Genomic DNA, 14,608 nt, shown 5'->3' with positions numbered 1-14,608 from the left:
ATGATCCCGGATATGAAAGACGTGGTGATCCAGGCCCGCGACGTGCACAAGGCCTTCGGCGAGCTGGAAATCCTCAAGGGTGTTTCCCTGGAAGTGCACCGCGGCGAAGTGGTGGTGCTGATCGGCGCCTCCGGCTCGGGCAAGACCACCTTCATCCGCTGCATGAACCACCTGGAAGACATCCAGGGCGGCAGCATCCGCGTCAACGGCGAGCTGATGGGCTACCGCGAGCGTCCCGATGGCAAGCTGGTGCGTGACTCGGAAAGCAACATCGCCCGCCGTCGCCGCGACATCGGCATGGTGTTCCAGCGCTTCAACCTGTTCCCGCACATGACCGTGCTGGAAAACATCATCGAAGCGCCGACCCAGGTGCTCGGCGTTTCCAGGGGCGAAGCGCTGGAGCAGGCGCGCCGGCTGCTCGCCCGCGTGCGCCTGTCGGACAAGGCCGAGCACTACCCCGGCCAGCTTTCCGGCGGCCAGCAGCAGCGCGTGGCCATCGCCCGCGCCCTGGCGATGAAGCCCCAGGCGATGCTCTTCGACGAGCCCACCAGCGCCCTCGACCCGGAAACCGTCGGCGAGGTGCTGCAAGTGATGAAGGAGCTGGCCGACGAAGGCATGACCATGGTGGTGGTCACCCACGAAATGGGCTTCGCCCGCGAAGTGGCCGACCGCGTGGTGGTCCTGCACCAGGGCGAACTCATCGAAGAAGGCCCGCCCGCGCAGGTCTTCGGCAATCCGCACCACCCGCGTACGCGGGAATTCCTCAGCCGTGTTCTCTGACTAATGAAGAAAGGAAAGCTCATGCGTAATGGAGTTCTGCTGTTCACCCTTCTCGCCTGCGCCACCGCCGCGCAAGCCGACGACAAGCTGGTGCGCTTCTACAACTGGTCCGACTACATGGGCCCGGACACCCTGAAGAACTTCGAGAAGGACACCGGCATCAAGGTCCAGTACGACGTCTTCGACACCAACGAGATGCTCGAAGCCAAGCTGCTCTCCGGGCACTCGGGCTACGACCTGGTGGTGCCGTCCAGCCAGTTCCTCACCAAGCAGATCAACGCCGGCGTGTACCAGAAGCTCGATCGCGCCCAGTTGCCCAACTGGAAGCACCTCGACCCGCGCCTGATGAAGCGCCTGGAAGCCGCCGACCCGGGCAACCAGTACGCCGTGCCCTACATGTGGGGCACCGTGGGCATCGGCTACAACTATGACAAGGTCAAGGCCGCCCTCGGCGACAACGCGCCGCTGGATTCCTGGGACCTGATCTTCAAGCCGGAAAACCTCGCCAAGCTGCACGGCTGTGGCGTGGCCTTCCTCGACGCACCGGTGAAGATCATCCCGCAGGCGCTGCACTACCTGGGCCTGGACCCGAACAGCACGAATCCCGAGGACTACACCAAGGCCTCCGCGCTGCTGCAGAAGCTGCGCCCGTCGATCACCTACTTCAACTCCTCGAAGTACACCACCGACCTCGCCAACGGCGACATCTGCGTGGCCGTCGGCTACTCGGGCGACGTCATGCAGGCGCAGACCCGCGCCCAGGAAGCCGGCAAGAAGATCGACGTGCGCTACGTGATTCCCAAGGAAGGCGCCAACCTGTGGTTCGACATGCTCGCCATCCCGCGCGACTCGAAGAACCCCAAGGGCGCCCACGAGCTGGTGAACTACCTGCTGCGCCCGGAAGTGATCGCCCCGGTGAGCGATTACGTCGGCTACGCCAACCCCAACCCGGACGCCACACCGCTGCTCGATCCGAAAGTGCGTGACAACCCCGGCATCTACCCCAGCGACGCGGTGATCGAGAAGCTCTACGTCTCCGCCGACCTGCCGCCGAAAATCCAGCGCGTGATCACCCGCGAATGGACCCGTATCAAGACTGACCGCTGAACCGAAGAGAGTTTTCCATGCTGAGCTTCTCTGCCCACGAGTACCCCTACGCTTCCCAGCGCCAGAGCGTGTTCGCCCGTAACGGCATGGTCGCCGCCTCGCAGCCCCTGGCTGCCGAGGCCGGCATCGCCATGCTGCGTGCCGGCGGCAACGCCATCGACGCCGCCATCGCTACCGCCGCCGCGCTGACCGTGGTCGAACCCACCGGCTGCGCCATCGGCGGCGACGCCTTTGCCCTGGTCTGGGTCAAGGACCAGTTGCACGGCCTGGACGCCAGCGGCCACGCACCGGCGTCCATTTCCATCGACAAGGTGAAAGCCGCCGGCCACGACAAGATGCCCGTTCACGGCTGGCTGCCAGTCACCGTGCCGGGCATTCCCTCGGCCTGGGCCGAGCTGTCCGCACGCTTCGGCAAGCTGCCCTTCGCCGACCTTCTGCAACCGGCCATCGCCCTCGCCCGCGACGGTTTCCCGGTGTCCCCGGTGGTCGCCCACCAATGGGAAATCGCCCGCCGCGAATACCAGGAAAGCCGCGCCGCCGTGCCGGCCCTGGAAGCCTGGTTCGACACCTTTACCGTCAACGGCGAAGCGCCGCGCGCCGGCCAGCTGTTCCGCAACCCGGCCCAGGCGAAAACCCTCGCCGAGCTGGCCGAGACGAAGTGCGAAAGCTTCTACCGTGGCGCCCTCGCCCAGCGCCTGGCCGCGCACTCTGCCGCCACCGGTGGCGAGCTGAGCGCCGCTGACCTGGCCGGCTACAAGCCCAAGTGGGTAGAGCCGATCAAGACCAACTACCGCGGCTATGACGTCTGGGAAATCCCGCCGGCCGGCCAGGGCCTGATCGCCCTGATGACCCTGAACATCCTCCAGGGCTACGACTTCGACCAGCGCGACAGCCAGCTCACCTGGCACCGTCAGCTCGAAGCGATGAAGAAGGCCTACGCCGACGGCCTGCACTACATCACCGACGCCGAGCACATGCGGGTCAGCACCGCCGCGCTGCTCTCCGATGACTATGCCGCACGCCGTCGCGCCGAGATCGGCGAGCGTGCCGCCGAACCCAGGCATGGCGACCCACTCTCCAGCGGCACCGTGTACATCGCCACCGCCGACGGCGAAGGCAACATGGTCTCCTTCATCCAGAGCGCCTACCACGGCTTCGGCTCCGGCGTGGTACTGCCCGACAGTGGTATCGGCCTGCAGAACCGCGGCTCGGAATTCAGCCTCGACCCAACGCACTCCAACGCCCTGGCACCGGGCAAGAAGACCTTCCACACCATCATCCCCGGCTTCCTCAGCAAGGATGGCGTGGCCGTCGGCCCGTTCGGCGTGATGGGCGGCTACATGCAGCCCCAGGGCCACGTGCAGATGGTGATGAACCTGGTGGACTTCGGCCTCAACCCGCAGGCTGCGCTGGACGCCCCGCGCTGGCAATGGCTGGGTGGCATGAAGGTCGGCATCGAGCAGCACGCCAACCGCGATCTCGCCTTCGGCCTGGCGCGACGCGGCCACGAGGTGGAGATTGCCTGCGACCTCACCGACTACGGCCGCGGCCAGATCATCGTCCGCGACCCGCAGACCGGCGTGCTCTGCGGCGGCACTGAACCGCGCGCGGATTCGCATATCGCGGTGTGCTGAGGAGAAAGCCATGCATGCTCGTGACCTCAACCTTTCGCCACTGATACTGGGCGGCAACGTGTTCGGCTGGACGGTGGACGAAGCCATTTCTCGACGCCTACTGGACGCGGCGTTCGACGCGGGGCTGAGCAGTATCGACACCGCGGATATGTACTCAGTCTGGGTGCCGGGTCACGAGGGTGGCGAGTCGGAGGCCATCATCGGCCGCTGGCTCGCCAGCCAACCAGGCCGGCGCACCGAGGTGACGCTATGCACCAAGATCGGCGCCGAACTTTCGATACAGCGGCGCGGCCTGTCGCGCCGATGGATTCTGCAGGGAGTCGAGGACTCCCTTCGGCGCCTGGGCACCGACTACATCGACCTGTACTTCAGTCATTACCCGGATGACAGCACGCCCCACGAGGAAACCCTGCGTACCTACGAAGAGTTGATCGCCTCGGGAAAAGTGCGCGCCATCGGTGCGTCCAATTTCAGCCGAAACCAACTGGAGGCGGCCGCGGAAACTGCGCGCAGTAACGACCTCCCCGCGTACTCCGCACTGCAAGTCCAGTACAACCTCTACGACCGCACGGGCCACGAAACGGAAACCGCCACCTTCGCCGCCGAGCACGGAGACGTCGTGGTGACCTACTTCAGCCTCGCCTCGGGCTTTCTCACCGGCAAGTACCGCGCCCCCAGCGACCTCACTGGAAGTGCTCGTGGCGAAGACCTGGAGGGCTACTTCGATGTTCGAGGATTGAAGATTCTCGCGACGCTTGACCAGGTCTCCGAGGAAACCCATTCGTCGCCGGCCGAGGTCGCCCTCGCCTGGCTGCGCCAACAGCCGGGCATCACCGCCCCCATCGCCAGCGCCACCAGCGAACACCAGCTAGCCAGTCTGGTGCGAGCGACCCGACTGAGCCTTTCAGACTCCCACCTGGCAATGCTCGACCTCGCCAGCCGAATATCCTGAGCAACTGCCACAAGCGCGCCTCCTTCCGGGGGCTTGTGAGCAGGCCTTGGCAACCTCTATCATGAGAAGTATTCTCAAATGATAAAAGTTCTGCCATGTCCCCGGTCGACGCTCCGCTCCACGCTGCTGTCAGTGACCTCTACCAGCACCATCACGGCTGGCTGCAGGGCTGGCTGCGTCGCCGCCTGGGCTGCCACGAACAGGCGGCGGACCTGGCCCAGGACACGTTTACCCGCCTGCTTGGTTCACGCCGTGTGCTGGAGGCTCGCGAGCCGCGAGCCTATCTCACCACGGTGGCCAAGGGGCTGATGATCAACTGGTTCCAGCGCCAGTCGCTGGAGCGCGCCTACCTCGAAGCCCTCGCCAGCATCCCCGAAGAACTCGCGCCTTCGCCGGAGCAGCGCTACCTGGTGCTGGAAACCCTGCACGAGATCGACACCCTGCTTTCGCGCTTGCCCGACCCGGTGCGCCAGGCCTTCCTGCTGGCACAGGTCGAGGGGCTATCGCCAAGCGCCTGGGCGTATCCCTGGGATCGTGCCGAGCGCCTGATGGGGCATCTCGGCAGCCTGCCGCCCGCACTGGCCATGCCAACCCTGGGCCGTGAACGCCAGCTCGACCGCTGCCGGGCACTCAAGCAGCTTGCCCTGCTGTTGGCAAATGGCTGCTGCCCGATGGCAGCCTGCTGACGCTCAACACCGACAGTGCCGTGGACATCGCCTTCACTCCCGCGCCGCGCCTGGTGCACCTGCTGCGGGGGGAGATCTTCCTCGATGCGCGCGTGGACAGCCGGCCTTTCCTGGTCACGCCCCGCGAAGCGCGCTTCAATGTGCGCCAGGACCAGGGGGCGACCCGCGTTGCCGTTCTCGAGGGCCGCGTCGAAGCAGTGTCGTCGCACGGAGCCGGCCAAGGGCTGGGCGCCGGGGACTCCGTGCTGCTGTCAGCACTGGGCATCACCTCGGTCGCCCCCTCGCCGGCCCCGGACGCCTGGACCCACGGCATGCTGATGGCCGACCGCATGCCCTTGCAGACGCTGCTGGTGGCGTCGCTGGTCTCCGGCGTGGTGGTCTACACGCCGTTCATGCGCAAGCTGGACTTCGCCACCGTGCGCTCCCAGCGCAGCTCGCGGCCGAAGTGGCTGGACCTGCACAACGTGCTGGGCATCGTCACCCTCGCCTGGGTGCTGGTGGTCGGCGTCACCGGGGTGATCAACACCCTGGCGCTGCCGATCCTGATGCTCTGGCAAGGTGGCCAGCTGGCGGAAATGACCGCGCCCCACAAGGACGCGCCGCCGCTGGAAAGCCTCGGCTCGCAGCACAAGGCCATCGATACCGCCCGCAAGGCCGCGCCGGACATGGAGGTCAGCTTCGTCGGCTTCCCCGGCACGCAGTTCAGCAGCAAGCAACACTACGCCGTGTTCATGCGCGGCAACACGCCGTTCACCGAACGCCTGCTCAAGCCCGCGCTGGTGGATGCCGAAACCGGCGAACTGACCGACATGCGCGAGATGCCGCTGTACGTGAAGACGCTGCTGTCCCAGCCGCTGCACTTCGGTGACTACGGCGGCATGCCGCTGAAGATCGTCTGGGCGCTGCTGGATATCGTCAGCATCGTCATCCTCGCCAGCGGCCTGTACCTTTGTCTTGGCCGACGCCGCACGCCCGTCGAGAAACGCCTGGCGGAACTGGATATGGGGTTTTCGACGTGCTGTCGTGGATTTCCCTTGGTGTTCCGCTGCTGCTGATCGTCTTTGTAGGGATGAGAGTGCCCCGCCGACCCAAGGAGACCCGCTGAAATGACCGCCATGCCACCCCAGGCGCCGACCCTGAACCTCCGCCCGCTGATGTTCGAGACTTTCGTCTGCACGGTGGCCGTGATGTCCTTCGTCGCGCTGATCGGCCCGGTGGCGCGCACCCTGGGACTGGCGCCCTGGCAGGCGGGCATGACGGTGACCGTCGGCGGCATCGCCTGGATGTTCATGGCCCGCGTCTGGGGCATCGCCAGCGACCGCCTGGGCCGCCGCCGCGTGCTGCTCGGCGGCCTGGCCGGCTTTGCGCTGACCTACGCCCTGCTCTGCGCCTTCATGGCGCTGGCGCTGAACACCTCGATGTCACCGCTGCCGGCATTCATCGGCATCGTTGCACTGCGCGGACTGGCGGGCGGTTTCTACGCCGCCGTGCCGGCCTGCTCGGCGGCACTGGTGGCTGACCATGTCAGCGCCGACAAGCGCGCTTCCGCCATGGCCGGGCTCGGCGCGGCGAGCGCCGTGGGCATGGTGGTCGGCCCGAGCTTCGCCGGCCTGCTGGCCATGCTCGGTCTGGCCCTGCCGCTGCTGCTCACCTGCCTGCTGCCGCTGCTGGCCCTGGCCGTGCTGTGGAAATGGCTGCCCGACAGCCAGCGCCTCAGCGAACGCAAGGGCCCTGCCCTGGCAATCAGCGACCGGCGTCTGCGCCGCTCGCTGACCCTGGGCTTTATCGCCATGGTCTGCGTCACCGTCGCACAGATGACCGTCGGTTTCTTCGCCCTCGACCGCTTGCAACTGCCGCCCGCCGATGCCGCCCGCGTCGCCGGCATCGCCTTGACCTCGGTGGGGGTGGCGCTGATCTGCGCGCAGATGCTGGTACGCAAGCTGAACTGGGCACCGCTGCGGCTGATCGGCGTGGGCGGCGTGATTTCGGCACTGGGCTTTGCCTCGGTATGCATCGCCGTCGCACCGTGGATGCTCTACGCATCGTGCTTCGTCGCTGCTGCCGGCATGGGCTGGGTCTTCCCCGCCGTCTCGGCGCTCAACGCCAACGCCGTGGAAGCCGACGAACAGGGCGCCGCCGCCGGCAGCCTGGTCGCCGTGCACGGTCTGGGCATGATCACTGGCCCGCTGCTGGGCACCCTGCTGCACCAGGTCGATAGCCGCGCACCTTACCTGCTGATTGCCGTGCTGCTGGTCCTTGGCGTGGTCTGGACCGTGCTGCCGCGCAAGGGCGCCGTTGCATGACGATCGCCGCCGGCCTGCTGCCCTGGCTGCTGTTGCGGAAAAAGCGCCCTGCGCGGGTACCGGTCTGGTCGGGGATATGCTTCACCCTGCTGGTGAGTGTGGCCGTCGCCGCCTTGTGCGTCTTCCCGGTGTCACCGATGCCCAAGTCCAGCGGCCCTATCCGGTGGGCGTGCGTGACTTCGGGCTGATCGACCCCAGCCGCACCTGCCTGCTCGGCGTCCCCGCCGGCAAGGCTCAGCGGATAGCGCATTCGTGCGATGCAGGCGCAGTGGCGGGCGCTGGACAAAAATCCGATCGAGGATCGGCACGCGCAGGCGCCCATCGCGGACAGAGTCTGCTCCTGCAGGAGCCTCCATGAACGCACGTCCGCGACAGGGTTGGTCTGGCTCAGAAGGCCAGCATCGAATCACGCATGCCAGCAGCGATACCAGCCATCCTGCTCGGTCACTTTCAGCGGAGCCTGGTACAGCGCCGACAGGTTTTTGCTGGTCAGAATCTCCGCCTTCGGCCCGTCGGCCACGACCTTGCCGTTGGCGATCAGCACCACCCGTTCGATTTCCGGAATGATCTCGTCGAGGTGATGGGTAGTGATGATCATCGCGTGCTCCGGGCCGCAGAAGCGTCGAAGCAGGGTGAGCATCTGCAGGCTGGCGCCCATGTCCAGGCCATTGGCCGGCTCGTCGAGAATCAGCGCGCGGGGTTCGTGGATAAGCGCGCGGGCCAGCAGCAGGCGGCGCTTCTGCCCGGTCGACAGGCGCTGGAACATGCGCTCGGCGTAGCCGTCCATCTCCACCTGGCCCAGCATCTCGCGCGCCTTCTCCGCCTGTTCCGGCGTTGGCTGCAGGTGACCGTGGCTGCCGATGGCGCCGAAGAAACCGGAGATCACCACGTCCAGCGCCTGGGTGAAGGGTGTGTAGTCTTCCTGCAAGTCCTGGGAGACGAAGCCGATGCGGCTGCGCAGGTCCCACAGGGTGACGTTCTGCAGACCGAACAGGTTCAGCGAGCTGTCCGGGCGATCCACCGGGTAGAGTTCGCGGCTGATCAGTTTGAGCAGCGTGCTCTTGCCGGCGCCGTTGGGGCCGAGGATGGCGACCTTCTCGCCTTCGCCGATATGCAGGGAAAAACCATCGAGCACGCGGGTCTGCTGCTGGTAGGCGGTGACGTTGTTGAAGTCGATCATGGGGCGTTTCATATCCGGGCCTGGGGCAGCCGCTGACAGTAGGCTCCTTGGGCGAGCGACTCAAGCCCTGGTTGAATCGGAACTACGCTTTCCACACCTTCCACGACAGCGAGCGCGCGTCATGAACGAGCCGGAAACGCCCTCCCTGGACGACGACATCTGCGTCCACATCTTCTCCGTCTCGGCCACCATGGTCGGCGTGTGCCTGACCGTGATCGGGATCATACGGGTGATCCTCACCCTGCGCCGGGAAGACCTGATCATCGATGACATGGTGGCCGTCAACATGATGTTCTATGTGGTCTCGGCCTTCTGCTCCTACTGGAGCCTGCGCACCCACCGTACCCTGCGCGGCCGGCGGATGATGCACATCGCTGATGCAGTATTCCTGTTCGCGCTGGTGTTCACCGGTTTCAATGCCGGCTTCATCACCTGGGCGATGACCTCCACCCCGACACCCTGAAAAAAGGGCCACCCGCGGTGGCCCGAGAAGGGACTCCTGGACGCTTGCTCAGTCTGCCGGCGCCATCAGTTCGCTGAAGACCTGAAGGTGATGATCATCGTCGCCGAACTGACGCGCCACCATCCACAGGTGCTTGGCGTGGTGCGATAGCTGGTACTCCCAGGTCAGGCCGATGCCACCATGCAGCTGCACGCTTTCGTCGGCGATCAGGCGCGCGGCGCGGCTGACGATGTACTTCGCCGCGGCCAACGCCCGGCTGCGCTCATCGCTGTCGGGCTCGTCCGCCATGCAGGCCGCGAGCAGTGCCATGGAGCTGGCCTGGTCCAGTTCGATTCGCATATCCACCATGCGATGCTGCAGCGCCTGGAACTTGCCGATGACGCTGCCGAACTGCTGGCGGGTCTTGAGATAATCGAGCGTCAGCGCGCAGGCGGCTTCCATGCTGCCGACCGCCTCGGCGCACTGCGCCGCGATGGCCCGGCCCTGCTGGTAGCGCAACGCCGGCAGCGCCTCGCCCTCGAGGCCCAGCAGCGCGGCACGCGGGACGAACACCTGGTCCAGGTAAAGCTCGCAGGCCATGCGCCCGTCGAGCGTGGGAAATTCGCGCCGGACGACGCCCGTGCTGGCCGGATCGACCAGGAACAGGCTGATGCCCTGCTCGTCCCGGGCGCCGCCGGCGGTGCGCGCGGACAGCAGGATCAACCCGGCGCTCTGGCCACCGAACACCACGCTCTTGCGCCCGTCCAGCAACCAGCCGCCGGCGGCCGGGCTCGCGGTGCAGCAAACATCGTGCAACTGATAGTGGCTTTGCGGCTCCTCCAGGGCGACCGCCAGTTGCAACTCGCCTGCGGCCACACGAGTCAGCAGCTCATCACGCTGCGCGGCGCTGCCCAATTGCGCCAGCAGGCCGCCGCCGAAAATCACCGACTGCAGGTACGGCTCCAGGCACAGGCCACGACCAAGCTCGGCGCAGATCAGGCCCATTTCCACACCCTGGCCGCCGAAGCCGCCATGGACCTCCTCGAACGGCACCGCGCACAGGCCCAGCTCGCCAAGCCGGGCCCAGAATGCCCGGCTGAAACCGCCAGGCTCGCGCCGATAGGCCTCGCGCTGCTCGAAAGCATAGTTGTCACGCACCAGGCGGGCTGCGGTGTCCTGCAGCATCTGCTGCTCTTCGGTCAATTTGAAGTCCATGCGGTGGGCTCCTTACAGCTCGAGGATCATCTTGGCGATGATGTTCTTCTGGATTTCGTTGGAGCCGCCATAGATCGAAGCCTTGCGCGAATCCAGGTACTGGTAGGTGGCAGTGGCGCTGTCAGCGCTGTGCAGCACCGGTTCCTGCGATGCCTCGAAGCCCAGCTCATCCTCCAGGAACGGCAGCGCATAGGCGCCCACCGCCTTGGTCAGCAGATAGACGATCTGCTGGCGCACCTCGGTGCCCTTGATCTTGAGGATCGAGCTCTCCGCACCCGGTACCCCGCCATCGCGGGCGGCTACCAGTGCGCGCAGGTTGCTCATATCAGCGGCCATCAGTTGCATCTCCACGGCAGCGACCTGAGCTCGGAACAGCGGGTCCTCGATCAGTGGCCGACCATTGCGCAACTCTTGTCCGGCCACCTGCTTGAGCTTGCGCAGCAACACCTTGGTCTGGTTGATGCCGCCGATGCTGGTGCGCTCGTGGGTGAGCAGGTACTTGGCGCAGGTCCAGCCTTCGTTTTCGCGGCCCACCAGGTTTTCCGCCGGCACGCGCACATTGTCGAAGAACACCTCGTTGACCTCGTGCTCGCCATCCAGGGTGATGATCGGCCGCACGGTGATGCCCGGCGTCTTCATGTCGACCAGCAGGAAACTGATGCCGCGTTGCTGCGCGGCATCCGGGTCGGTGCGCACCAGGCAGAACATCCAGTCGGCGTAATGCGCCAGGGTGGTCCAGATCTTCTGGCCGTTCACCACATAGTGGTCACCCTCACGCACCGCGCGAGTCTTCAGCGATGCCAGGTCGGAGCCTGCCCCCGGCTCGGAATAGCCCTGGCACCACCAGTCGGAGCTGTCGAGGATGCGCGGCAGGAAACGCGCCTTCTGCTCGGGTGTGCCGAACCGGATCAGCACCGGCGCCACCATCTTCACTCCGAAGGCGACCACTCGCGGCGCCCCGGCGGCGAAGCACTCCTCCTCGAAGATATGCTTCTCCACGGCACTCCAGCCGGGGCCGCCGTACTCGGCCGGCCAGCCAGGCGCGAGCCAGCCACGTGCGTTCAGTTTGCGCATCCACAGCACCTGGTCCTGCTTGCTCAGGCGCTTGCCCTGGAGGATGCGGCTCGCCAGCCGCTCGGGCAGCTCGGCACGCAGGAAGGCACGCGCCTCCTCGCGGAAAGCCTGTTCTTCAGGCGTGAAATGGATATCCATCAGCGAACTCCTGGCAGGGGCTCGCCCGCTTGGGGCGGCCCGTGCGGGTCATTGGTCGAAGACGATCACCGAGCGCGCCAGCTCGCCGCGCCGCAATTCGTCGAAGGCGTCGTTGATCTGCTCCAGGCGGATACGCTGGGAGATCATTTCGTCGAGCTTGAGGCGGCCGGCCATGTAGAAATCCACCAGCGTCGGCATGTCCACCGGGAAACGGTTGGAGCCCATCAGCGAACCCTGCAGCCGGCGCTCGTGGAGCAACTGATAGGGGTCGACCTCGATCTTCAGGCCGGGCTTGATCATGCCGATGATGGTGGCGGTGCCGCCGCGTGCCAGCATGGCGAAGGCCTGCTCGGCGGTCTGCTTGAGGCCGATGCACTCGAAGGAATGCTGGACCCCGCCACGGGTGAGCTCCTGCACCTGCTTCACCGCATCGCCCGATTTCGCGTTGACCACGTCGGTGGCGCCGAACTGGCGGGCCAGCTCAAGCTTGGAGTCGAGCATGTCGATGGCGATGATCCGCCCTGCCCCGGCCAGCGCCGCACCATTGATCGCAGCCAGGCCGATGCCGCCGCAGCCGATCACCGCGACCGTCTCGCCGGGCCGCACCTTGGCCGTATTGAACACCGCGCCGGTGCCGGTGGTGACAGCGCAGCCCAGCAGCGCAGCACGGTCCAGCGGCATGTCGCGGCGGATGGCCACGCAGGCGTTCTCATGTACCAGCATCTGCTCGGCGAAGGCCGACAGGTTGACAAACTGCGGCATCGGCTTCTGCACGTAGGTCAGACGCGACTCCTCGTCCTTGCCGCGCTTTGTTTCCGGCGAAACACAGCGCGACAGGTGACCCGTCACGCAGTGTTCGCAATGGCCGCAGAAGACCGTTAGACAGGTCACGACATGGTCGCCGGGCTTGACAGTGCGGACCTCCGCACCGACCTGCTCGACGATACCGGCCGCCTCGTGGCCGAGCACCAGCGGGCCCGGATACGGATAGGACCCGTCGATCACGTGCAGGTCGGAATGACAGACGCCGACGGCGACGGTGCGGATCAAGACCTCGCGTGGCCCCGGCTTGCTGATACCGACTTCCTCGATGCTCAGCGGCGCGCCGACCTGATGGAATACAGCTGCTTTCATGATGTTCGTTCTCGAGTAGGGGAAATCGACAGCGGTGAATCGCAGCGGTCAGCCCGCGCGATAAACCGCCCTGGCGTGGCTGAAAGTGCGGAAGCCGTCGATGCCGTGATAGGCACCCATGCCACTGGGGCCGACGCCGCCGAAGGGCAGGCTTTCCAGGCCGGCGTGGTGCATCACCTCGTTGAGCGTCACGCCACCGGAGCAGGTGCGCTCGAGCACCTGGCGCTCCTCGTCGGCATCGCTGCCGAACCAGTACAGGCCGAGCGGGCGCGGGCGCGCGTTGATGCAGGCAATGACCTCGGCGAAGTCGCGGTAGGGCCTGATCGGCAGCAGCGGGCCGAATATCTCGTCCTGCATGACCTGCAATCGATCATCCGGATTGCGCAGCAGGGTCGGGGCGATCAGGCGGCGCGCAGGATCGAGCACTTCACCGGCCGGGTTCAGCTCGACCACGTCGACGCCTGCGGCACGCGCCTCCTCCAGATACCCTTGCAGGCGCTGATAGTGGCGGTCGTTAAGGATCGCGGTGTACTCGGGGTTGCCGGCCAGGGTGGGGAACACCTTGCCTACTAACGCACGGGCGATCTCGACGAAAGCATCCATCGACTCTTCGGGGACGAATACATAGTCCGGTGCGACGCACAGCTGGCCGGCGTTCATCAGCTTGCCGACGATGATCTTGCTCACCGCGGTCTTCAGGTCCGCCGAACGGGAAATGATGGTCGGCGACTTGCCGCCCAGCTCCAGGGTCACCGGAACCAGGTTTTCGGCCGCGGCCCGAAGCACGTGGCGGCCGATGCTCGCTGCCCCGGTGAACATCAGGTGGTCGAAGGGTTGCCGGCAGAATGCCTGGCCGACTTCCGCGGGGCCGGTGACGACCGCCACTTCGTCCTGGGCGTAGGCCTCACCGATCATCTGCGCAATCAGCGTCGAAGTCTGTGGGTTGAATTCCGACGGTTTGATCATTACCCGGTTGCCCGCCGCCAGAGCGCCGGCGAGGCCCTTGAAGACCATGTTGGCCGGTACGTTCCAGGCGGTGACGATACCTACCACGCCCAACGGCTGGTATTCCACCCAGGCCTCGCCACGGGGTGCCGGGCGGCGCTCGGGCTGCATCCACCCGGCCAGTTCGGCGCGGGTCTGTTTGAGGGTCGCCAAGGGCGACAACACGTCGCTGTGCCGGGAGAAGGTCGGGCTGCGCTGGCCGAAGTCGGCATTGAGCGCTTCGATCAGGGGCTGCTCATAGCGCACCAGCAGCTCGATGGCGCGGTCGATCAGTTCGCCGCGCTGTTCGGCACTCGGCGGCGCGCTGGCCCGGCTCGCGGCGCGCTGGCGCTCCAGCAAGGCGCGAATCGCGGCCTCGTCCAGGTACTCGTGGGTGCTCATTGCAGAAGCTCCTGTTGTGCATGATCGGGCGGCATCCGCCGCCGGGGAGTGGCTGCAATGGTTGAGGTTTCGTCTGTAGGAACACGCCACCCGGATCAGGTGGCGTTCCATTCAGGCCAGCAGGCCCCGAGCCTTGGCGCAAGCGATGGCCTGGGTGCGCCGGGTGGCGCCGAGCTTCGCATTGATATTCTTGGCGTGATACTTGACGGTGTTCACCGAGAGGAAGAGCGCGTCGGCGATTTCCTGGTTCGACAGCCCCTCGGCCAGCAGCTCGAGCACCGCCACCTCCCGCACAGTGAGCTCTTCCTGGTAGCCGCAAGCGTCCGCGCCTTCGCCTTCGTCCGCAGCACCACACTGCCGAAGGAACGCCAGCACCTCGGTCTGCAACTGAAGGAAGCCAGCCAGCCGGCAGTGTTCGGCGAGCACCTGTAGCCGCGCCCGCGATTGCTCCCGAAGCCCCAGATTGTGCTCCGCCATCGCCGCAAACCACTGGACATGGTGAGGCAGGGTTGGCGGCAGCATGATGGAGAAGACGCTTCCTAACGGATACTCGAGGGCCAGTCGGCGGGCGGCTTCC

13 protein-coding genes and 3 pseudogenes are annotated in these 14,608 nt (G+C 66.1%); 10 read left to right on the top strand and 6 right to left on the bottom strand.

The annotated features are described in order from the left end of the window. The 9 genes and pseudogenes from A9513_RS11555 (at position 1) to A9513_RS11520 (ending at position 7,650) form a co-directional block, all read left to right on the top strand. On the top strand, positions 1 to 780 hold the full coding sequence (locus A9513_RS11555; protein ID WP_038803185.1) for an amino acid ABC transporter ATP-binding protein: 780 nt from the start codon (positions 1 to 3) through the stop codon (positions 778 to 780). 21 nt (positions 781 to 801) lie between these two features. Then, positions 802 to 1,887 (top strand): polyamine ABC transporter substrate-binding protein, encoded by a 1,086-nt coding sequence (locus tag A9513_RS11550; protein WP_065084800.1) that lies wholly within the window; start codon positions 802 to 804, stop codon positions 1,885 to 1,887. Between the two features lie 17 nt (positions 1,888 to 1,904). Further along, a complete protein-coding gene (locus A9513_RS11545; protein WP_065084799.1) occupies positions 1,905 to 3,521 on the top strand; it encodes a gamma-glutamyltransferase family protein in 1,617 nt (538 codons plus the stop codon). A 10-nt stretch (positions 3,522 to 3,531) separates the two neighbouring features. Then, entirely contained in the window at positions 3,532 to 4,473 is a 942-nt protein-coding gene (locus tag A9513_RS11540) for an aldo/keto reductase (RefSeq protein ID WP_065084798.1), read from the top strand. A 95-nt stretch (positions 4,474 to 4,568) separates the two neighbouring features. Then, positions 4,569 to 4,976, top strand: a pseudogene (locus tag A9513_RS11535) (sigma-70 family RNA polymerase sigma factor); the annotation flags it as partial. Between the two features lie 203 nt (positions 4,977 to 5,179). Beyond that, positions 5,180 to 5,293, top strand: a pseudogene (locus tag A9513_RS36465) (FecR family protein); the annotation flags it as partial. Positions 5,294 to 5,503: 210 nt separating this feature from the next. Next, positions 5,504 to 6,214, top strand: a pseudogene (locus tag A9513_RS11530) (PepSY-associated TM helix domain-containing protein); the annotation flags it as partial. Between the two features lie 51 nt (positions 6,215 to 6,265). Further along, positions 6,266 to 7,462 carry an MFS transporter gene (locus A9513_RS11525; protein ID WP_065084797.1) on the top strand — a complete coding sequence of 399 codons (1,197 nt, stop codon included), beginning with the start codon at positions 6,266 to 6,268 and terminating at the stop codon, positions 7,460 to 7,462. Beyond that, positions 7,459 to 7,650 (top strand): hypothetical protein, encoded by a 192-nt coding sequence (locus A9513_RS11520; protein WP_065084796.1) that lies wholly within the window; start codon positions 7,459 to 7,461, stop codon positions 7,648 to 7,650. The genes A9513_RS11525 and A9513_RS11520 overlap by 4 nt, the downstream gene beginning before the upstream one ends. Before the next feature lie 218 nt (positions 7,651 to 7,868). On the opposite strand, the gene A9513_RS11515 is transcribed toward A9513_RS11520, so the two are convergent. Continuing rightward, positions 7,869 to 8,642, bottom strand: a complete 774-nt coding sequence (locus tag A9513_RS11515; protein ID WP_065084831.1) for an ABC transporter ATP-binding protein — start codon at positions 8,640 to 8,642, stop codon at positions 7,869 to 7,871. A gap of 121 nt (positions 8,643 to 8,763) precedes the next feature. On the opposite strand from A9513_RS11515, the gene A9513_RS11510 reads away from it, so the two are divergent. Further along, entirely contained in the window at positions 8,764 to 9,105 is a 342-nt protein-coding gene (locus A9513_RS11510) for a hypothetical protein (RefSeq protein ID WP_024762824.1), read from the top strand. 48 nt (positions 9,106 to 9,153) lie between these two features. On the opposite strand, the gene A9513_RS11505 is transcribed toward A9513_RS11510, so the two are convergent. The 5 genes from A9513_RS11505 to A9513_RS11485 all read right to left on the bottom strand — a co-directional run. After that, positions 9,154 to 10,299 (bottom strand): acyl-CoA dehydrogenase family protein, encoded by a 1,146-nt coding sequence (locus A9513_RS11505; protein ID WP_065084795.1) that lies wholly within the window; start codon positions 10,297 to 10,299, stop codon positions 9,154 to 9,156. A 12-nt stretch (positions 10,300 to 10,311) separates the two neighbouring features. Then, entirely contained in the window at positions 10,312 to 11,511 is a 1,200-nt protein-coding gene (locus A9513_RS11500; protein WP_065084794.1) for an acyl-CoA dehydrogenase family protein, read from the bottom strand. Between the two features lie 48 nt (positions 11,512 to 11,559). Then, entirely contained in the window at positions 11,560 to 12,645 is a 1,086-nt protein-coding gene (locus A9513_RS11495; protein WP_038803184.1) for a Zn-dependent alcohol dehydrogenase, read from the bottom strand. Positions 12,646 to 12,693: 48 nt separating this feature from the next. Continuing rightward, positions 12,694 to 14,031 carry a coniferyl aldehyde dehydrogenase gene (locus A9513_RS11490; protein ID WP_037006588.1) on the bottom strand — a complete coding sequence of 446 codons (1,338 nt, stop codon included), beginning with the start codon at positions 14,029 to 14,031 and terminating at the stop codon, positions 12,694 to 12,696. A 111-nt stretch (positions 14,032 to 14,142) separates the two neighbouring features. Then, positions 14,143 to 14,608, bottom strand: a 466-nt coding sequence (locus A9513_RS11485; protein WP_141678382.1) for a response regulator transcription factor, incomplete at its 5' end; no start/stop codon positions are given.

This window comes from Pseudomonas sp. AU12215, from assembly GCF_001675465.2.
Lineage (GTDB): Bacteria > Pseudomonadota > Gammaproteobacteria > Pseudomonadales > Pseudomonadaceae > Pseudomonas > Pseudomonas nitroreducens.
Note: the sequence above shows the minus strand (reverse complement) of the source record. Positions and strands in the feature narration are given on the sequence as shown.

What these genes read in the sequence shown, in the direction of transcription:
- A9513_RS11555 (WP_038803185.1), top strand. Translation starts at nt 1, where the DNA reads ATGATCCCGGATATGAAAGACGTGGTGATCCAGGCCCGCGACGTGCAC.
- A9513_RS11550 (WP_065084800.1), top strand. Translation starts at nt 802, where the DNA reads ATGCGTAATGGAGTTCTGCTGTTCACCCTTCTCGCCTGCGCCACCGCC.
- A9513_RS11545 (WP_065084799.1), top strand. Translation starts at nt 1,905, where the DNA reads ATGCTGAGCTTCTCTGCCCACGAGTACCCCTACGCTTCCCAGCGCCAG.
- A9513_RS11540 (WP_065084798.1), top strand. Translation starts at nt 3,532, where the DNA reads ATGCATGCTCGTGACCTCAACCTTTCGCCACTGATACTGGGCGGCAAC.
- A9513_RS11525 (WP_065084797.1), top strand. Translation starts at nt 6,266, where the DNA reads ATGACCGCCATGCCACCCCAGGCGCCGACCCTGAACCTCCGCCCGCTG.
- A9513_RS11520 (WP_065084796.1), top strand. Translation starts at nt 7,459, where the DNA reads ATGACGATCGCCGCCGGCCTGCTGCCCTGGCTGCTGTTGCGGAAAAAG.
- A9513_RS11515 (WP_065084831.1), bottom strand. Translation starts at nt 8,642, where the DNA reads ATGATCGACTTCAACAACGTCACCGCCTACCAGCAGCAGACCCGCGTG.
- A9513_RS11510 (WP_024762824.1), top strand. Translation starts at nt 8,764, where the DNA reads ATGAACGAGCCGGAAACGCCCTCCCTGGACGACGACATCTGCGTCCAC.
- A9513_RS11505 (WP_065084795.1), bottom strand. Translation starts at nt 10,299, where the DNA reads ATGGACTTCAAATTGACCGAAGAGCAGCAGATGCTGCAGGACACCGCA.
- A9513_RS11500 (WP_065084794.1), bottom strand. Translation starts at nt 11,511, where the DNA reads ATGGATATCCATTTCACGCCTGAAGAACAGGCTTTCCGCGAGGAGGCG.
- A9513_RS11495 (WP_038803184.1), bottom strand. Translation starts at nt 12,645, where the DNA reads ATGAAAGCAGCTGTATTCCATCAGGTCGGCGCGCCGCTGAGCATCGAG.
- A9513_RS11490 (WP_037006588.1), bottom strand. Translation starts at nt 14,031, where the DNA reads ATGAGCACCCACGAGTACCTGGACGAGGCCGCGATTCGCGCCTTGCTG.